This window comes from Amycolatopsis sp. NPDC049688, from assembly GCF_040674975.1.
Lineage (GTDB): Bacteria > Actinomycetota > Actinomycetes > Mycobacteriales > Pseudonocardiaceae > Amycolatopsis.
Genome location: NZ_JBFANY010000008.1, coordinates 244,917 through 260,320, shown reverse-complemented (window position 1 = coordinate 260,320; position 15,404 = coordinate 244,917). Strand labels below are relative to the sequence as shown.

16 protein-coding genes are annotated in these 15,404 nt (G+C 72.6%); 4 read left to right on the top strand and 12 right to left on the bottom strand.

From position 1 onward, the window contains the following. Positions 1 to 15 precede the first annotated feature (15 nt). The 6 genes from AB0J55_RS26010 to AB0J55_RS25985 form a co-directional block, all read right to left on the bottom strand. The gene (locus AB0J55_RS26010; RefSeq protein ID WP_364253480.1) at positions 16 to 1,173 is read right to left on the bottom strand and encodes a Gfo/Idh/MocA family oxidoreductase; all 1,158 of its coding nucleotides are present in this window, start codon (positions 1,171 to 1,173) and stop codon (positions 16 to 18) included. Next, positions 1,170 to 2,204 (bottom strand): substrate-binding domain-containing protein, encoded by a 1,035-nt coding sequence (locus tag AB0J55_RS26005; RefSeq protein ID WP_364253477.1) that lies wholly within the window; start codon positions 2,202 to 2,204, stop codon positions 1,170 to 1,172. The genes AB0J55_RS26010 and AB0J55_RS26005 overlap by 4 nt, the downstream gene beginning before the upstream one ends. After that, complete coding sequence (locus AB0J55_RS26000) at positions 2,201 to 3,193, bottom strand: ABC transporter permease (protein ID WP_364253474.1); 993 nt, start codon at positions 3,191 to 3,193, stop codon at positions 2,201 to 2,203. Before AB0J55_RS26000 ends, AB0J55_RS26005 begins: the two co-directional genes overlap by 4 nt. Next, entirely contained in the window at positions 3,186 to 4,691 is a 1,506-nt protein-coding gene (locus AB0J55_RS25995; protein ID WP_364253471.1) for a sugar ABC transporter ATP-binding protein, read from the bottom strand. The genes AB0J55_RS26000 and AB0J55_RS25995 overlap by 8 nt, the downstream gene beginning before the upstream one ends. Continuing rightward, positions 4,688 to 5,950: an ROK family transcriptional regulator gene (locus AB0J55_RS25990; RefSeq protein WP_364253468.1), complete on the bottom strand. Its 1,263-nt coding sequence runs from the start codon at positions 5,948 to 5,950 to the stop codon at positions 4,688 to 4,690. Before AB0J55_RS25990 ends, AB0J55_RS25995 begins: the two co-directional genes overlap by 4 nt. A gap of 346 nt (positions 5,951 to 6,296) precedes the next feature. Continuing rightward, a complete protein-coding gene (locus tag AB0J55_RS25985; protein WP_033261151.1) occupies positions 6,297 to 6,755 on the bottom strand; it encodes a MarR family transcriptional regulator in 459 nt (152 codons plus the stop codon). 131 nt (positions 6,756 to 6,886) lie between these two features. Between AB0J55_RS25985 and AB0J55_RS25980 the strand changes: the two genes are divergently transcribed. Both AB0J55_RS25980 and AB0J55_RS25975 read left to right on the top strand, forming a co-directional pair. Further along, a complete protein-coding gene (locus AB0J55_RS25980; RefSeq protein WP_364253465.1) occupies positions 6,887 to 8,071 on the top strand; it encodes an MFS transporter in 1,185 nt (394 codons plus the stop codon). 23 nt (positions 8,072 to 8,094) lie between these two features. Beyond that, the gene (locus tag AB0J55_RS25975; protein WP_364253462.1) at positions 8,095 to 8,928 is read left to right on the top strand and encodes an aldo/keto reductase; all 834 of its coding nucleotides are present in this window, start codon (positions 8,095 to 8,097) and stop codon (positions 8,926 to 8,928) included. 18 nt (positions 8,929 to 8,946) lie between these two features. Here the strand turns inward: AB0J55_RS25975 and AB0J55_RS25970 are convergent, their stop codons facing one another. The 3 genes from AB0J55_RS25970 to AB0J55_RS25960 form a co-directional block, all read right to left on the bottom strand. Continuing rightward, complete coding sequence (locus tag AB0J55_RS25970) at positions 8,947 to 9,786, bottom strand: SAM-dependent methyltransferase (protein WP_364253459.1); 840 nt, start codon at positions 9,784 to 9,786, stop codon at positions 8,947 to 8,949. 139 nt (positions 9,787 to 9,925) lie between these two features. Beyond that, positions 9,926 to 11,023: a hypothetical protein gene (locus AB0J55_RS25965; RefSeq protein ID WP_364253456.1), complete on the bottom strand. Its 1,098-nt coding sequence runs from the start codon at positions 11,021 to 11,023 to the stop codon at positions 9,926 to 9,928. Positions 11,024 to 11,514: 491 nt separating this feature from the next. Beyond that, positions 11,515 to 11,907, bottom strand: coding sequence for a helix-turn-helix domain-containing protein (locus AB0J55_RS25960; protein ID WP_364253453.1), 393 nt, complete (start codon positions 11,905 to 11,907; stop codon positions 11,515 to 11,517). 145 nt (positions 11,908 to 12,052) lie between these two features. Between AB0J55_RS25960 and AB0J55_RS25955 the strand changes: the two genes are divergently transcribed. Further along, complete coding sequence (locus AB0J55_RS25955; protein ID WP_364253450.1) at positions 12,053 to 12,463, top strand: hypothetical protein; 411 nt, start codon at positions 12,053 to 12,055, stop codon at positions 12,461 to 12,463. Positions 12,464 to 12,515: 52 nt separating this feature from the next. Here the strand turns inward: AB0J55_RS25955 and AB0J55_RS25950 are convergent, their stop codons facing one another. Continuing rightward, entirely contained in the window at positions 12,516 to 12,680 is a 165-nt protein-coding gene (locus AB0J55_RS25950; RefSeq protein ID WP_364253447.1) for a hypothetical protein, read from the bottom strand. A gap of 129 nt (positions 12,681 to 12,809) precedes the next feature. Then, positions 12,810 to 13,352, bottom strand: a complete 543-nt coding sequence (locus AB0J55_RS25945; RefSeq protein WP_364253444.1) for a type 1 glutamine amidotransferase domain-containing protein — start codon at positions 13,350 to 13,352, stop codon at positions 12,810 to 12,812. 177 nt (positions 13,353 to 13,529) lie between these two features. Here AB0J55_RS25945 and AB0J55_RS25940 point away from each other — a divergent pair, with 177 nt between their 5' ends. Then, positions 13,530 to 13,814 carry a hypothetical protein gene (locus AB0J55_RS25940; RefSeq protein ID WP_364253442.1) on the top strand — a complete coding sequence of 95 codons (285 nt, stop codon included), beginning with the start codon at positions 13,530 to 13,532 and terminating at the stop codon, positions 13,812 to 13,814. A gap of 4 nt (positions 13,815 to 13,818) precedes the next feature. Here the strand turns inward: AB0J55_RS25940 and AB0J55_RS25935 are convergent, their stop codons facing one another. Then, a complete protein-coding gene (locus tag AB0J55_RS25935; RefSeq protein WP_364253439.1) occupies positions 13,819 to 15,372 on the bottom strand; it encodes a SpoIIE family protein phosphatase in 1,554 nt (517 codons plus the stop codon). Between the last annotated feature and the right edge of the window lie 32 nt (positions 15,373 to 15,404).

Here is a 15,404-nt window from a genome sequence, read left to right as displayed (position 1 = left end):
TCCCCTCCTGTTGGTTCAGCCCGTGCCGTGTGCTCCGACGCGGGTCCAGACACTGCTCGCCGCGGCGCTTTCCTCGACCGCGGCGAGCACCCGCTGCACCTGCAGCCCGTCCGCGAAGGACGGTTCCGGGTCCTCGCCCGCGGCCAGCGCGGCGAGCAGATCACGCACCTCGTGGGTGAACGTGTGCTCGTAGCCGAGCCCGTGCCCCGGCGGCCACCAGGCGCCGACGTACGGGTGTCCGGGCTCGGTGACCTGGATCCGGCGGAAGCCGCCGAGCTCCGGGTCCTCGGTGTGGTCGTGGAAGGCCAGCTCGTTCATCGCCTCGAAGTCGAACGCGAGGCTGCCCGCGGCGCCGTTGACCTCCAGGCGCAGCGCGTTCTTGCGGCCGCTCGCGAACCGCGTCGCCTCGAAGGTGCCGACGGCGCCATCGTCGAACCGGGCCAGGAACAACGCGGTGTCGTCGACCGTCACCGGGCCACGCCCGCCCCCGCCGGGCAGCGGCCGTTCGCCGACGAACGTTTCGGTCAGGCCCGAAACGCCGGTGATCGCCGATCCGGTGACGAACTGCGCGAGGTCGATCGCGTGCGCGCCGATGTCCCCCAGCGCGCCCGACCCCGCCTTGTCCTTGCGCAGCCGCCAGACCAGCGGGAACTCCGGGTCGGCGATCCAGTCCTGGAGGTACTGGGCGCGCACGTGCCGGATCTCCCCCAGCCTGCCCGCGGCGACGAGTTTCCGTGCCAAGGCGACCGCGGGCACCCGCCGGTAGTTGAAGCCGACCATCGACCCGACGCCACGGGTCGCCGCCTCGGCCGCCGCGGCGGCCATGGCCTCCGCTTCGGCCACGGTGTTGGCCAGCGGTTTCTCGCACAGCACGTGCTTGCCCGCGGCGAGCGCGGCCAGCGCTATCTCCGCGTGCGAGTCGCCGGGCGTGCAGATGTCCACCAGATCTACATCGCGGGACTCGATCAGGTGTTTCCACTCCGTCTCCACCGAAGCCCAGCCGAGCTTCGCCGCGGCGGCTTCCGCGGCCGCCCGGTCGCGGCCGCAGAGCACCGCCATCCGGGGCGTCAGCGGGAGGTCGAAGGCCCGGTGCACGGTCCGCCACGCCTGGGAGTGGGCCGCCCCCATGAAGGCGTACCCGACCATGCCGATCCCGATCGTCGCGCCGCTCATTCGAACGACACCGGCAGGTAGCGGTCCACGTTCTCCTTGGTGACGACGGCGGAGAACAGCGTCACGGTCGCCGGCACCTCCTGTTCGGCCAGGTCGCCGAGGCCCTTCGCCTGCCCGAGCAGCCGGGCCAGCTTGATCGCCGACGCGGCCATCGTCGGCGGGTAGAGCACCGTCGCCTTGAGCACCGAGGAGTCCGCCTTGATCTGGTCCATCGCCGCCTTCGACCCGGCGCCGCCGACCATCAGGAAGTCCGTCCGGCCCGCCTGCTTCACCGCCTGCAGCGCCCCGGTCCCCTGGTCGTCGTCGTGGTTCCAGATGGCGTCGAACTTCGGGTGGGCCTGCAGCAGCTCGGCCATCCGGGCCTGCCCGGTCGGCACGGTGAACTCCGCGGCCGCGCGGCCGATCTTCCGGATGCCGGGGAAGTTGGCGAGGGCGTCGTCGAATCCCTGCGTGCGCTGCCGCGTGAGTTCCAGGGTGTCGATCCCGGCCAGCTCCAGGACCGTGCCCTTCCCACCGAGTTTCTGCCCGATGAAGTTCCCGGCGTTGACGCCCATCCGGTAGTTGTCGCCGCCGATCCAGGTGCGGTAGCTCTGCGGCGAATCGAAGATCCGGTCCAGGTTGATCACCGGGATCCCGGCGTCCATCGCCTTGCGCCCGGCCGGGGTGAGCTGCTTGCCGTCGGCGGGCAGCACGACCAGGACGTCGACCTTGCGGTTGATCAGCGCGTCCACCTGCGCCGACTGGGTGGCCGCGTCGTTGGAGCCCTCGGCGACGACGAGCTCGACGTCCGGGTGGCGGCCGGCTTCGGCCTTGGCGTTGACGGTGATCGCGTTGAGCCAGCCGTGGTCGGCCTGCGGCCCGGCGAACCCGACCGTCACCTTCTTGCCCGGCGCGTCGGCCGCGCCCTGGGTGACGGTCGCGGCGGCGGGTTCGTCGGAGTTGCCCGTGCACGCGGCGAGCGCGCCGGCGCCGAGGGCCGAAGCGCCCGCCAGGAACGCGCGTCTCCGGAGGGTGCTGTCGGTGTTCTTCACTGGGAGTTCCTCTCGGTCGAATACCGGCGCTGGACGAGGACGGCGAGCACGATGAGCACGCCCTTGGCGAGCTGCTGCACCGCGGTGGGCAGGTTGTTGAGGGTGAACAGGACGCTGATGGTGGTGAAGACGAGGACTCCGAGGACCGAGCCGGCGAGCGTGCCGCGGCCGCCGGAGAGCAGCGTGCCGCCGATGATCACCGCGGCGATCGCGTCGAGTTCGTAGAGGTTGCCGTTGCCGCTGGTGCCCGAGCTGGTCAGGATGATCAGCAGGACGCTGGCGATGCCGCAGCACAGGCCGGACAGGACGTAGAGCAGGCAGGTGTGCAGCCGGACGTTGATCCCGGCCAGCCGCGCGGCTTCGAGGTTGCCGCCGATCGCGTAGGTGCGGCGGCCGAACGTCGTGCGGTTGAGCACGATCCAGCCGGCGACGGCGACCGCGGCGAAGACCAGCACCAGCGGCGGGATGCCGAGCACGTAGCTGTCCTGGTAGCCGAGGTCGACCAGGGCCTGGTTCTTCGGCGTCACCGTCTGCGTGCGGCCCTGGGAGATCTGGATCGCCAGCCCGCGCGCGGAGGCGAGCATGGCGAGGGTCCCGATGAACGCGACCAGCCGCCCGTAGGCGATGAGCAGCCCGGTCACCAGCCCGCAGCCGAGGCCGACGGCGAGGGCGCAGAACACGATCCCGCCGACGCCGAAGGACTGCGTGGCCTTCGTCGTCGCCCAGACCGTGGCGAGCGCGACCACCGCGCCCACCGACAGGTCGATGCCGCCGCCGATGATCACGAACGTCATGCCGACGGTGATCACGCCGATCACCGACGCCTGGGTCAGCAGCAGCACCAGGGTGCCGGTGGTGAGGAACTGCCCGGGCTGGGTGAGCGCGCCGACCACGACGAGGAGCACCAGGACCCCCACCAGGCCGAGGTTGCGGATTTCGGCGAGTCTTCGCCGCTCGGGTACCGCTCGGGGCACCACCTGTTCAGTCATGGACGGGCTCCTCCAGGATGAGATCCAGCACGCGGCGCTCGTCGAGCTCGCGGGCGTCGGCTTCGGCGACGACGTGGCCTTCGCGCAGCACCAGCACCCGGTCGGCCAGCCCGAGCACCTCCGGCAGTTCGCTGGAAACCAGCAGGATCGCGACGCCGGAATCGGCGAGCTCGCGGATCACGCGGTACAGCTCGGCCCGCGCGCCGACGTCGACACCGCGGGTGGGCTCGTCGAGCAGCAGCACCCGGCAGCCCTTGAGCAGCCAGCGCGCGAGGACGGCCTTCTGCTGGTTGCCGCCGGACAGCTTGCCGGCGACGCGGCGGACGTCGGCCGGGCGCAGGTCCAGGGCCTCGGTGTGCCGGCGCACGGCGGCCGTCTCGGCCTTGGCGCTGAACCAGCCGAAGCGCGCGTACCGCCGCAGCGACGGCAGGGACACGTTGCGGGCCACGGACTCGTGCAGCAGCAGCGCCTGGCTCTTGCGTTCCTCAGGCGCCAGGCCGAGCCCGCCGCGGACGGCGGCGCCGACGCCGGTTCCCAGCGGCTTCCCGGCGAGGCGGATCTCCCCGGCCGTCGCCTTGCGGGCGCCGTAGACGGTTTCCAGGATCTCCGACCGGCCCGAGCCGACCAGCCCGGCGAGGCCCAGGATCTCCCCTTCCCGCAGCGAGAACGTGACGTCCTCGAACGCGCCGGCCAGGCCGAGGCCGGTGACGCCGAGGATCTCCGACCTGCCTTCGTGGGCGTCGGTTTCCGGGCGCGGCGGGAACGGGAACTCGACGCGGCGGCCGGTCATCCGGGCCACCAGGTCGCCGGTCGGGGTGGTCCGGGCGGGCAGCCCGGCGGCGACGGTCCGGCCGTCCTTGAGCACGCTCACGCGGTCGCCGATTTCGCGGATTTCGGCCAGCCGGTGGGAGATGTAGAGCACCGCGACCCCGCGCGCGGTGAGGCCGCGGATGACCCGGAACAGGTTCGCCACCTCGTCGGCGGCGAGCGCCGCGGACGGTTCGTCGAGCACGATCAGCCGGGCCTCCAGCGAGAGCGCGCGGGCGAGGCTGACGATCTGCTTCCCCGCCGCCGGGAGCGTGCCGACCTCCCGTTCGACGCGGATTTCCCGGTGTCCCAGCCGGTCGAGGAGCCGGCGCGCCTCGGCCCGCATGGCCGAACGGCGGACGAAGCCGCCCCGGGCCTGTTCGTGGCCGAGGAAGACGTTCTCCGCCACGGAAAGGCCGTCGACGAGGTCGAGTTCCTGGTACAGCGTCGCGATGCCGTGACGGATCGCCGCGGTCGGGTTCGGCAGCCGCACCGGCGTGCCGTCGATCCGGATCTCGCCGGTGTCCGGCCGGTGCGCACCCGCCAGCACCTTGATCAGGGTGGACTTCCCGGCGCCGTTCTGCCCGAGCAGGCAGTGCACCTCGCCGGCCTCGACGCTCAGCTCGACGTCGTCGAGCGCGCGCACCCCCGGGAACCGCTTGCCGATCCCGGTCATCTCCACGAGCGTCATCCGCTGTCCCTTTCCGCCCGCACCGGCACCAGCGCCGGGTCGTCGAACACCGCCTGCAGGGCGACGTGCGCGCCGCCTCGGGAAGCCGCGGAGAACCCGAGCCAGGACAGCTCGACGCGGCAGCCGCCGATGCCCGGGGCGACCACCCTGGCCTCGAGCTCGGCCAGCATCGGGCCGAGCAGGTACGGGCCCAGCTGGGCGAAGTAGCCGCCCAGCAGCACCACCCGCGGGTTGAAGACGTTGACCAGCACCGCCGCGCCGACCCCGAGCGCGGCGCCGACCTGCGCGAGCGCGTCGAGCGTCCGTCTGTCCTTGAGCTGGGCGCGGCGGCGGACGATGTCGAGCCGCTGTTCGAGGTCGAGCGACGGGTCGTGCACCGGATCGGCGGGCGAGGCGGCCAGCCGCAGCATCCCGGCCAGCCCGACGAGCGTCTCCCAGCAGCCGCGGCGGCCGCAGCCGCAGACCCGCCCGGCCGGGTCGAGCTGGATGTGCCCGATCTCGCCGGAAAACCCCTCGGCGCCGCCGAGCAGCCTGCCGCCGGAGATCACCCCGCCGCCGACCCCGATTTCGCCGGTCAGGTACACGAGGTCGGCGGTGCCGGCGACGCTGCCCATCGCGTACTCGCCGAGCGCGCCGAGGTTGGCGTCGTTGGCCGTGCGCACCGGGAACGACGGCGGCCCGAGCCGCCGGGTCAGCCGGTCGGTGAGGCCGCGGACCACCGGGACGTCGGTCCAGTGCAGGTTCGGCGCGAGCGCGACGGTCCCGCTCGCGGCGTCGACGAGAGCCGGGACGCCGACGGTCACCCCGGCGGGCCGGACCCCGAGCCGTCGGCATTCGCGTAGCGCTCGCGCGGTGAGTTCCGCGCCGGCGTCGAGCACCTTGGCCACCGGCAGGGCCTGGACGTCGAGGGCCACGCGTTGTTCGAACAGCACGGTGCCGGTGAGGTCGAGGGCGAGCGCGGTCAGGTAGTCGACGTTGATCTCGACGCCGACCCCGCCGACGCCCCGCCCGTCCAGCTCGACGATCGTGCCCGGCCGCCCGACGGCGCCGGCGCGTTCCCGGTCGCCCTCGCGCGCCAGCCCGCGTCCGACGAGTTCGGCGACGAGGCTGGACACGGTCCCCTTGTTCAGCCCGGTGTCCGCGGCGATGCCGGCCCGCGACCGCGGCCCCGCGTCCCGCAGGTGCCGGAGCACCAGCGAAAGGTTGCTGCGCCGGACGGCCGCCTGGTCCGCCGGCTTGCGCGAGAAGGAGGAGTCCACACCGACACCGCCCCAGTTCGTCTGGTGGGACAACAAATTAGGTCCGGCGGAACGAACGGGTCAACGAAGTTGCGCGCGGGGCGAACCGGGACGAAAGCCACCGAAACCGACCTGACCAGCGAAACTGTCGAAGCTCGGCCCCGCGGCCGGTCCCACGGATGGAGCACGGGTTAGGGCGCGCGGCCGCCGTAATCCCGCCGCCGAACGAGACCTCCGGAAGCCCGTGTGGCGCAGCGGTTCCCGGCGGGGGGCGCGAAAGTTTCCGCCGCGCGCGGAAACTTTCGCCAGCTTGCGTCCGGTGCGGCGCAAGTCATGCGCACCCAACACCACATTGGGGCGCTTGGGGTCAGGCCGAGGCGCCGCGGAAGCTGAGCGTGCCGAGGGCGGCGACGAGCGGCGAGAGTTCCGGCAGGGTCTCCGCCTCGGCCAGGGCTTCCGCCAACGCGGTGTCGTGCGTCGGGCGGGCCGCCGTCAGGAGGGCCTGGCCCGCCGGCGTCACCTCCGTGTAGATGCCGCGGCGGTCGTCCGCGCACAGGTAGCGGGCCAGCAGCCCGCGGCCCTCCAGCCGGGTCACCAGGCGCGTGGTCGCCGACTGGCTGAGGACCACCGCGTTGGCGAGCTGGTTCATCCGGAGGTGGAAGCCGTCCTGGCGGGCCAGCACGTCCAGCACCGTGTACTCGCTCACCGACAGCTCGTGGTCGCGTTCGAGCGCGCGCTGCAGCCGGTCCTCGATCCGCGCGTGGAGCGCGGCCAGCGTCCGCCAGCCCTGCGCGCGGGCTTCGACGGCGTCGTCGTCCAGTGACACGGTTCACCCCTTCCCGGCTTGCGCGGGGAGCCCGCCAAGTCGCAAGCTTGTGCAATATACGGCGTCTGCAACTATCTCGGACGCTTGTAGTTGCTGACGCTCTTCAGTCTACCCCGGAAAGAAGGAACTCCATGCCCGCCGCTCTGCTCGCACTGGCGATCAGCGCTTTCGGGATCGGCACCACCGAGTTCGTGATCATGGGCCTGCTGCCCGAGGTCGCAGCCGGCTTCGGCGTGTCGATCCCGTCCGCAGGCCTGCTCATCTCCGGCTACGCGCTCGGTGTCGTCGTCGGTGCTCCCCTGCTCACCGCGCTCGCTTCGCGCGTGCCGCGCAAGACCGTCCTGGTCGCCCTGATGGGCCTGTTCATCGCCGGAAACGTGCTCTCGGCGCTGGCGCCGACCTACGGCCTGCTGATGACCGGCCGGGTCGTCGCCGCGCTGAGCCACGGCGCCTTCTTCGGCGTCGGCTCGGTCGTCGCCGCGTCGCTGGTCGCGCCGGCCAAGCAGGCCGGCGCGATCGCGCTGATGTTCACCGGCCTGACCGTGGCGAACGTCCTCGGCGTGCCCGCCGGCACCGCGCTCGGCCAGGCGTTCGGCTGGCGGTCGACGTTCTGGGTGGTCAGCGCGCTCGGGGTCGCCGGGGCGATCGGCATCCTCGCGCTGGTGCCGCACCAGGCCCCGGAGCCGGGCGCCGGCCTGCGCGGCGAGCTCGCCGTGTTCCGCCGCCCGCAGGTGTGGCTCGCGCTGGCCATGACCGCGCTCGGCTTCGCCGGCGTGTTCGCGTCCTTCACCTACATCGCGCCGATGATGACCGAGGTCGCCGGCTTCTCCGACGGCGCCGTCACCTGGCTGCTCGTGCTGTTCGGCGCCGGCCTGTTCGCCGGCAACCTGCTCGGCGGGAAGGCCGCGGACCGCAACCTTATGCCGAGCCTGTACGTCATCCTCGCCGCGCTGGCGCTCGTGCTGGTGGCGTTCGTGTTCACCGCGCACGCCCGCGTGCCGGCCGCGATCACCATCGCGCTGTTCGGCGCGGCCGGGTTCGCCACCGTGCCGCCGCTGCAGGCCCGCGTGCTGGCCAAGGCCGAAGGCGCGCCCGCGCTGGCGTCGGCGGCGAACATCGCCGCGTTCAACCTCGGCAACGCCGGCGGCGCGTGGCTCGGCGGCCAGGCGATCGACGCCGGCCTCGGCTACACCGCCCCCAACTGGATCGGCGCCGTGCTCGCCGCGGCCGGCCTCGCCGTGGCGCTCGTCTCCGGACTGCTCGACCGCAAGGCCCCGGCTAGTTTCGCAGCCGGGGAACGGGTACCCGCCCGATGAACCACCCACCGAAAGGAACCCTCGTGACCAGCGTGCCCGTGATCGAACTCAACAACGGCGTGCGGATGCCGCAACTCGGCTACGGCGTGTTCCAGGTCCCGGACGACGAGACCGCCACCGCCGTGAAGACCGCCATCGAAGCGGGTTACCGCAGCATCGACACCGCCGCCGTCTACGGCAACGAAAAGGGGGTCGGCCAGGCGATCGCCGAGTCCGGCGTCGCCCGCGACGAGCTGTTCGTCACGACCAAGCTGTGGAACTCCGCCCAGGGCTACGACTCGACGCTGAAGGCGTTCGACGACAGCATGGCCAGGCTCGGCTTGGAGCAGCTGGACCTCTACCTGATCCACTGGCCGACGCCGAAGCGCGACAAGTTCCTCGACACGTGGAAGGCGTTCGAGAAGCTGTACGCCGACGGCCGCGTCCGCGCGATCGGCGTGTCCAACTTCCAGCCCGCACACCTCGAACGGCTGATGGACGCGGCGAACGTCGTCCCGGCGGTCAACCAGGTCGAGCTGCACCCGTACCTGCAGCAGGCGGAGCTGCGCGAGTTCGACACGAAGAACGGCATCGCGACGGAGGCGTGGAGCCCGCTCGCCAAGGGCGGGAGCCTGCTCGGCGACCCGGTGGTCGCCGAGCTCGCGGTGAAGCACAGCCGCACGCCCGCGCAGATCGTCCTGCGCTGGCATTTGCAGCTGGGCAACGTCGTGATCCCGAAGTCGGTGACCCCGTCCCGGATCGAGGAAAACTTCGACCTGTTCGGGTTCACCCTCACGGAGGAGGAAGTGGACTCGCTGACGCCGCTGGACCGCGGCGAGCGCACCGGCCCCGACCCGGACACCTTCAACGCCGCCTGATCCCGGGCCTCGGCGGGGTCACTGCTTGCGGGCGACTCCGCCGAGGGTCAGGAAGTTCAGTTCACCCAGCTGGTGCAGGCGGGGGCCGTCCGGCCACCACTCGTGCAGGTACACCAGCCCCGGCCGCAGCAGCTCGGTGCCTTCGAAGAAGCCGGCGATCTGCTCGCGCGTGCGGTAGACGCTGCCCAGCCCGGTGCCTTGGAAGCTGGTCTCCAGCAGCCGCGCCAGCTCCTGGCGCGGGGAGTCCTCTTCCGGGTCGAAGTTGTGCGTGAGCAGCAGGTACGACCCGGGGGCGAGGGCCGCGACGTACTCCGCGACGATCGCCCGCGCGCGGTCGTAGTCGTCGATGTGGTGGACGATCGAGGTGAGGATCAGCGCCACCGGACGGGTGAAGTCGAGGTATTCCTTGACGACCTCGTCGGCGAGCGTCTCGGCCGGGCGTGTCAGGTCGGCGCCCGTCACGTGGGTCAAGTAGTTCTCCTCGAGCAGCGCCCGGCCGTGCACCTGCACCACCGGGTCGTTGTCGACGTACACGACCTGGGCGTCCGGGTTGTACCGCTGCGCCACCTCGTGGGTGTTTTCCGCGGTCGGCATGCCGGAACCGAGATCGAGGAACTGGTCGATGCCGCGTTTGCCGGCCAGGAACCGCACCGCGCGCACCAGCCAGTCGCGGTGTTCCTTCGCCATCGCGCGGGCGCCGGGCGCGATGGCCAGCAACCGCCGCATCGCTTCGCGGTCGACCTCGTAGTGGTCGTGGCCGCCGAGCAGTGCGTCGGACAGCCGCGCCAGGCTCGCCTTGCTGAAATCGAGAGCGGCCGCACCACCCTCGGTTCCGGACCGCAGGTCGCCAGGCGTCATCGGCTGTTCTCCCACTCGTCGGTGGCGGACGCCGCCCCTGCCCGGGCTCGCCCGCCTGTCCGGCAACGGACAGTGCTCAGCCTACGACATGCGGTGCACCAAGTGAACCGGGCCGAAGGGCCTTACCTGCCAGGGAGAACTACCTGAAACGCAGCTCCCGCCAGGTGTGTCCCCCATCCGTGGTCCGGTACACCGCGGAACCACCGTCGGCGTCCGGCTGACCGTCGACGACGACGCCGGTGTCCCGGCCGGGGAAGTCGAGATCGGTGAGCGCGAGGCCGCGGTCGGACAGCGCGAGCGTCGTCCAGGTGCGACCACCGTCGGCCGTGTGGTGCAGGAACCCGACGCCCCCGCCGACGGCCGCGACCGTCGCGGAGGACGGCGAGGCGGCGGCGAAGCCCTGGTTGATCCCGGTGAAGGGGGCGGCAGCGGTCCCGCTGAACGTCCCGCCGAGCTGCGGCGCGTGCCGCAGCTGCCGCTCGGTCGAGCCGGGCTGCGGCGTGCCGGGGCTGCTGCTGCACAGGGCCACGACCTGCCGGTCCCGGACGCCGGCGAGCGAGGCGACCTCCCCGCCGGGGCACGGCGGAGCGGCCGGGGTGAACCGGACGCCGTCGGGCGAGGTCCAGTACTTCTCGGTGCCGTAGTCGGCGCCGAGCGCAACCTGCAGGCCACCGCCGACGGCCAGGTCCCCGTAGGTGAGCCCACCGGTGGCGGCGAACCCGGGCACCGGCAGCAGCGCCGGCGAGCCGGCGGTCGCCGAGTACAGCCGCGTGGAGCCACGGCCCTCGCCGTAGGTGGTCAGCACGGCGAAGACGCGACCGCCGGTTTCGGCGATCTTGGAGAGGTAATACGGCTCCCGCGCACCGGCCAGGGTGACCGGGTACCAGGTGGCACCGCCGTCGCGGGTGGCACGCACGTGGACACCATCGCTGACGTAGGCGACCCGATCGCCGACGGCGGTCAGCGCGACGTGGTTGTGGTTGTCGGGCAGGGGCATGGACGGCGTCCCCAGCCGGCGCCAGTGCTGTCCGCCGTCGGTGGTGCCGAGCAGCGCGGGGCACCACGCCTTGGCACAGGGCCAATACCCGAGGACGTAGCCGGTGGCGGGGCCGGTCCAGCTGGTCGAGGCGGGCCGGAAGCCGGCCGGGACACCGGTACCGGCGGCCGCGGGCGAGGCGAACGCGGCCAGGAGGGCGAGGACGGACACCAGCAGCGCACAGCGCCGGGGAGTTGTCATGATCACCTGGACGTCCTGCCCGGGGCGGGGTTGCTGCGGTCCGCGGGAGTTGCCCCGCGTGGCTCAGCGCGGTGCGGCCGGCCGGGGCCGGGCTTCACCGGATCGGCCGCACCCAGGCGCGCACCAGCCCCGCCGGATCCGGACTCGGCCGAGCCGGCCGCCAACTCGGTGGGCGCGCCCACCCTCGCCAGGCGCACCCCGCGACTCAACCGACCCCGGACTTCGCCGACCGGCCACCGGCCAGGTGGGCTCGCCCAGCCCTCAACCAGGCGCCCCGCGACTCAACCGACCCCGGACTTCGCCGACCGGCCACCGGCCGGGTGGGCTCGCCCAGCCCTCAACCAGGCGCCCCGCGACTCAACCGACCCCGGACTCCGGCGGGCCGGCTACCAACTCGGCGGGCTCGTCCCCCACATGCGCACCCTCAGCCCTTCGGATCCGGACTTCGCCGACCGGCCACCAACCCGGCACCGGCTCCGATCGGGCCGTGGTCAGCTCAGGTTCTCGGCAACCGAGGCGACCCGGCGCAGCAGATCGGCTCCGGCGGCCAAATCGCCGAGCACGATGATCTTCATCGTCGCGCGCTCCCCGTCATGGATGGTCTCCACGCGCAACGGCCCGCTCGAACCCGCGACCATGGCCGCGAGCCGGTCGGCCGCCGGCCGGTCGATGCCCGCGATCTCGACCACCCCCGAGAGCTCAGCCGCGGGCCCTCCCGCGATCGGCAGGCCCGTGAACGCCTCGAAATCGGCCGCGGTGATCCGGTACTGCTTGCCGATCCGGACCGCCTGCAACCGCCCGTCCCGCACGTACTTCCGGACCGTCCGGACGTGCAAACCGAGCTTCGCGGCGACCTGCTCCACCGAGAACACGTCCTGCGCCATATTCCCCAAAATACCCCATAACGCCCCAGCTCAGGGAAGTTTACGGAACACCCGGTTCGCTCACCCGGGTGACGGGTATTCCCCGGCATTGCCCCTGTTCGCCCAGATACGTCCACATCGGACAGTCGAAAGGACGGCGCCGACGATGCCGTATCCCCCGCCCCCGGAGCCGTACGGCACGCCGTACGAGCCCGCACCCACCGAAGAGATCGTGGAGCGCACCCACCCGCGGATCCGGGTCGTGCGCACGATCAACGCCCTCATCCACCTCGTCTGCGCCGTGTTCGCGCTGGTCCTGGCCGTGCACATCGTGCTGGTGCTGGGCGGGGCGAACTCGGCGAACGGGTTCGCGCACCTGATTTCGGAGTGGTCGGCGGGCGTGTCGCTCGGCCTGCGGAACCTCTTCACGCCGGACTCGGCGGGGCTGCGGACGTTCCTCAACGACGGCCTCGCCGCCGTCCTGTGGCTCATCATCGGCGCCATCCTGACCGACGTCATCACGCGCATCGGCATCCCCGGCCCGCGGCGGGTCTGGTACCGGCGCAGCTACCGCTGACCCACGAAGAAGGCCTCCCCGGCGAACCGGGGAGGCCTTCTTCGTGGGTCTGTCAGAGCCGGGGCTGTTCGGCGACCGGCTGGACGGGCTCCGGCTCGGGTTCGGGCAGGGCCTGCTCGGCGGGCTCGCCGCCCCGGGGTGCCGGAACGCCCTCGGCGGCGATCGCGTCGAAGTGTTCACGGCACCAGCGGCCGTAGCGCCTTGCGTGCACAGTCATCGCGTCCACCTCCTCTCCACGGGCGATCCTGGTCACACCCTCAGCGTCCTCCGCGGCGACGCCGAACGCCAACAGATTTAAGCGGGACTTAAGACACGGACGAGTGAACGTCCACAGAGGACGCGGGGGTCAGCCCGCGAACTCCCGCACGACCGCCTGGCAGAAGGCAGGCAGGTCGTCCGGATTGCGGCTGGAAACCAGTCCGTTGTCCACTACCACCTCTTCGTCGACGACCGTGGCGCCGGCGTTACGCAGGTCCGTCCGGATGCTCGGGTACGACGTCAGCGTGCGGCCACGCACGACATCCGCCTCGACGAGCGTCCACGGACCGTGGCAGATCACCCCGACCGGCTTGCCGGCCCGCACGAAGTCGCCGGCGAACTTGACCGCGGCGGGGTCCGTGCGCAGGTTGTCGGGGTTCATCGTGCCGCCGGGCAGCAGCAGCGCGTCGAAGTCGCCGATTTCGACGTCGGCGACCTTCCGGTCCACCGGGAACCGGTCGCCCTTGTCGATGTCGCCGTTCATCGCCTGGATTTCGCCGGTGTCCAGGGACACCAGCTCGACCGTCGCGCCCTCGTCGAGGACGGCCTGGCGCGGCTTCTCCAGCTCGACCTGTTCGACGCCGTCCGCGGCCAGGATCGCGACCCGGCGTCCTTGCAGTGCGTTCGCCATGGGGCTCCTCCGTCGGAAAACCGATTGCACGGGGGTAATTACCCCCTCGGCCCGGCGTCAAACCAAGTCTACAAAGGACAGTCCACGAAGGCAGCGCGATTCGTTCCCGCCGTCGCCGGGAATGCAGTACCGGTGAGACCGGACGAGCCGGGGGTGACGCCGATGTTCCACCGTCGCGTGAGGCTGGACGAACTGGCCGAGGACCAGGATCCCGGCGCCTTCCCGTCGGAAGGCGCGAGACGCCGGGGCATCGTGCTCGACCGCTGGTCGGGCCGGCACCGGGTGCTGGTCACGGTGCTGACCGGAGTGCTGGCGGCCGCCGCGGCGTACTTCGCCTGGCGGCGCACCGGCAACGGGAGCATCGGCTGGCTCGTCGGCGACGAGCTGCTGATCGTGACGGCCTTCACGACCGGCTGCTGGCGGGTGTGCACGAAGGCACGGGAGCGGTACCGCCGGCGCTGACCGGTCATTCTCCACATTCCACGGCGAGCACGGCGATATCGTCGTGCGCCGAGCTGCCGAGCCAGTCGCGCACGGCCTGGCGCAGCCGCCGCACGATCTCCCGCGCCGGCTCCCCCGCGGCGGCGGTGAGCACGGCGCGCAACCGGTCGTCTCCGAAGAGTTCCGTCGGGTCGTGGCGGTTGCGGGCTTCGGTGATGCCGTCGGTGTACAGCAGGCAGACGTCACCGCGCTCGAGCCGCACCTCCGCCTCGGCGAACCGGGCCTGCGGCGAGATGCCGACCAGCGTGCCCGGCACCGTGACCTCCTCGACCACGCCCGACCGCCGGACGATCAGCGGCGCCGGGTGGCCGCCCGAAGCCAGCGTCAGGCCGACCCCGCCGTCCGACGGCCGGGCCGTGCCCAGGACGAGGGTGGCGAACCGGCTGCTGCCGCCGGCGATGAGCAGCTCGTTGAGCAGCCGCAGCAGCGTGCGGCCGTCGCGTTCGACCATGGCGAGCGCGGTCAGCGCGTGCCGGACCCGGCCGGTGAGCGCGGCGGCCTCGGGGCCCTTGCCGCAGACGTCGCCGAGCACCAGGAACGCGCTGCCGTCGTCGTGGGGCAGGACGTCGAAGAAGTCGCCGCCGACCGCGAGGACCCCGCCCGCCGGCTCGTACCAGGTCTCGAAGCGGGCCCCGTCGAGCTCCGGCGGGTCGGCCGGGCGCAGCGTCGTCTCCAGACCGCGGGTGGCCTCCTCCTGGCGGGCGTAGCGCTGGGCGTTGGCCAGCGCTACGCCGGCCGCGTGCGCGAACTCCGCCACCGCGCGCGCCTGCTCGGCGCCGAACTCCGGGTCGCCGCGGCGGCCCAGCAGCAGCGCACCGGTGACGCCGGCGCCCGCGCTCGGCCCGAGCGAGACGACCGAGACGTCGGCGTGCCCGGCGAACCGGTCGGCGACCACCGACGGCAGGGTGGCGACCTCGGCCGCGGGCACCGGGGCCAGCTGCGGCGGCCCGGCGGTGCCGAACGTCGCCGCCAGCACCGGCGCGACCTGGGCGGGTACCCGCCGGATCCGGCCGTGGCCCGGCGCGGCCGGGCGCTCGCAGCTCCACCACTCCCACCGGCCGCGGGTGGTCGGCAGCAGCACGAACACGGTCTCGGCCAGCGCGGACGCGGCCAGCTCGGCGATCACCCGCGCGGTGCCGTGCCGCCCGCGCGCGGCGGCCAGCCGGGGCCCGGCCTCGGCCAGGAAGTCGCCGACGCGCCGATGCGGGACGTCCTCCGCGGGGACGGTCCAGGCGTGCCAGCCGCCGGGCAGGGCGCGGATCCGCGCCGGATGGCGGTGGCCGGTCACCTCGACCTGGCCCGAAGTCTCCGACAAGGAGTGCAGCTGCGGCTCGGCGTCACCGGTCAGGGCCCGCGCCGCCGGGTTCGCCCAGCGCACCACCCCGGCGGCGTCCTGCAGGAACACCGCGTCCCGGACGTCTTCGAGGGCCGCCCGTGTGAAGGCGTCGATGCCCGGCGGCCCGCCGTCACCGGCCATCGGCGGCAGGGCCGTCGAGGCCGGGGCCGGACGTGACACCATGCACGGACCTCCTGCCTCCGGACTGCTGTCGC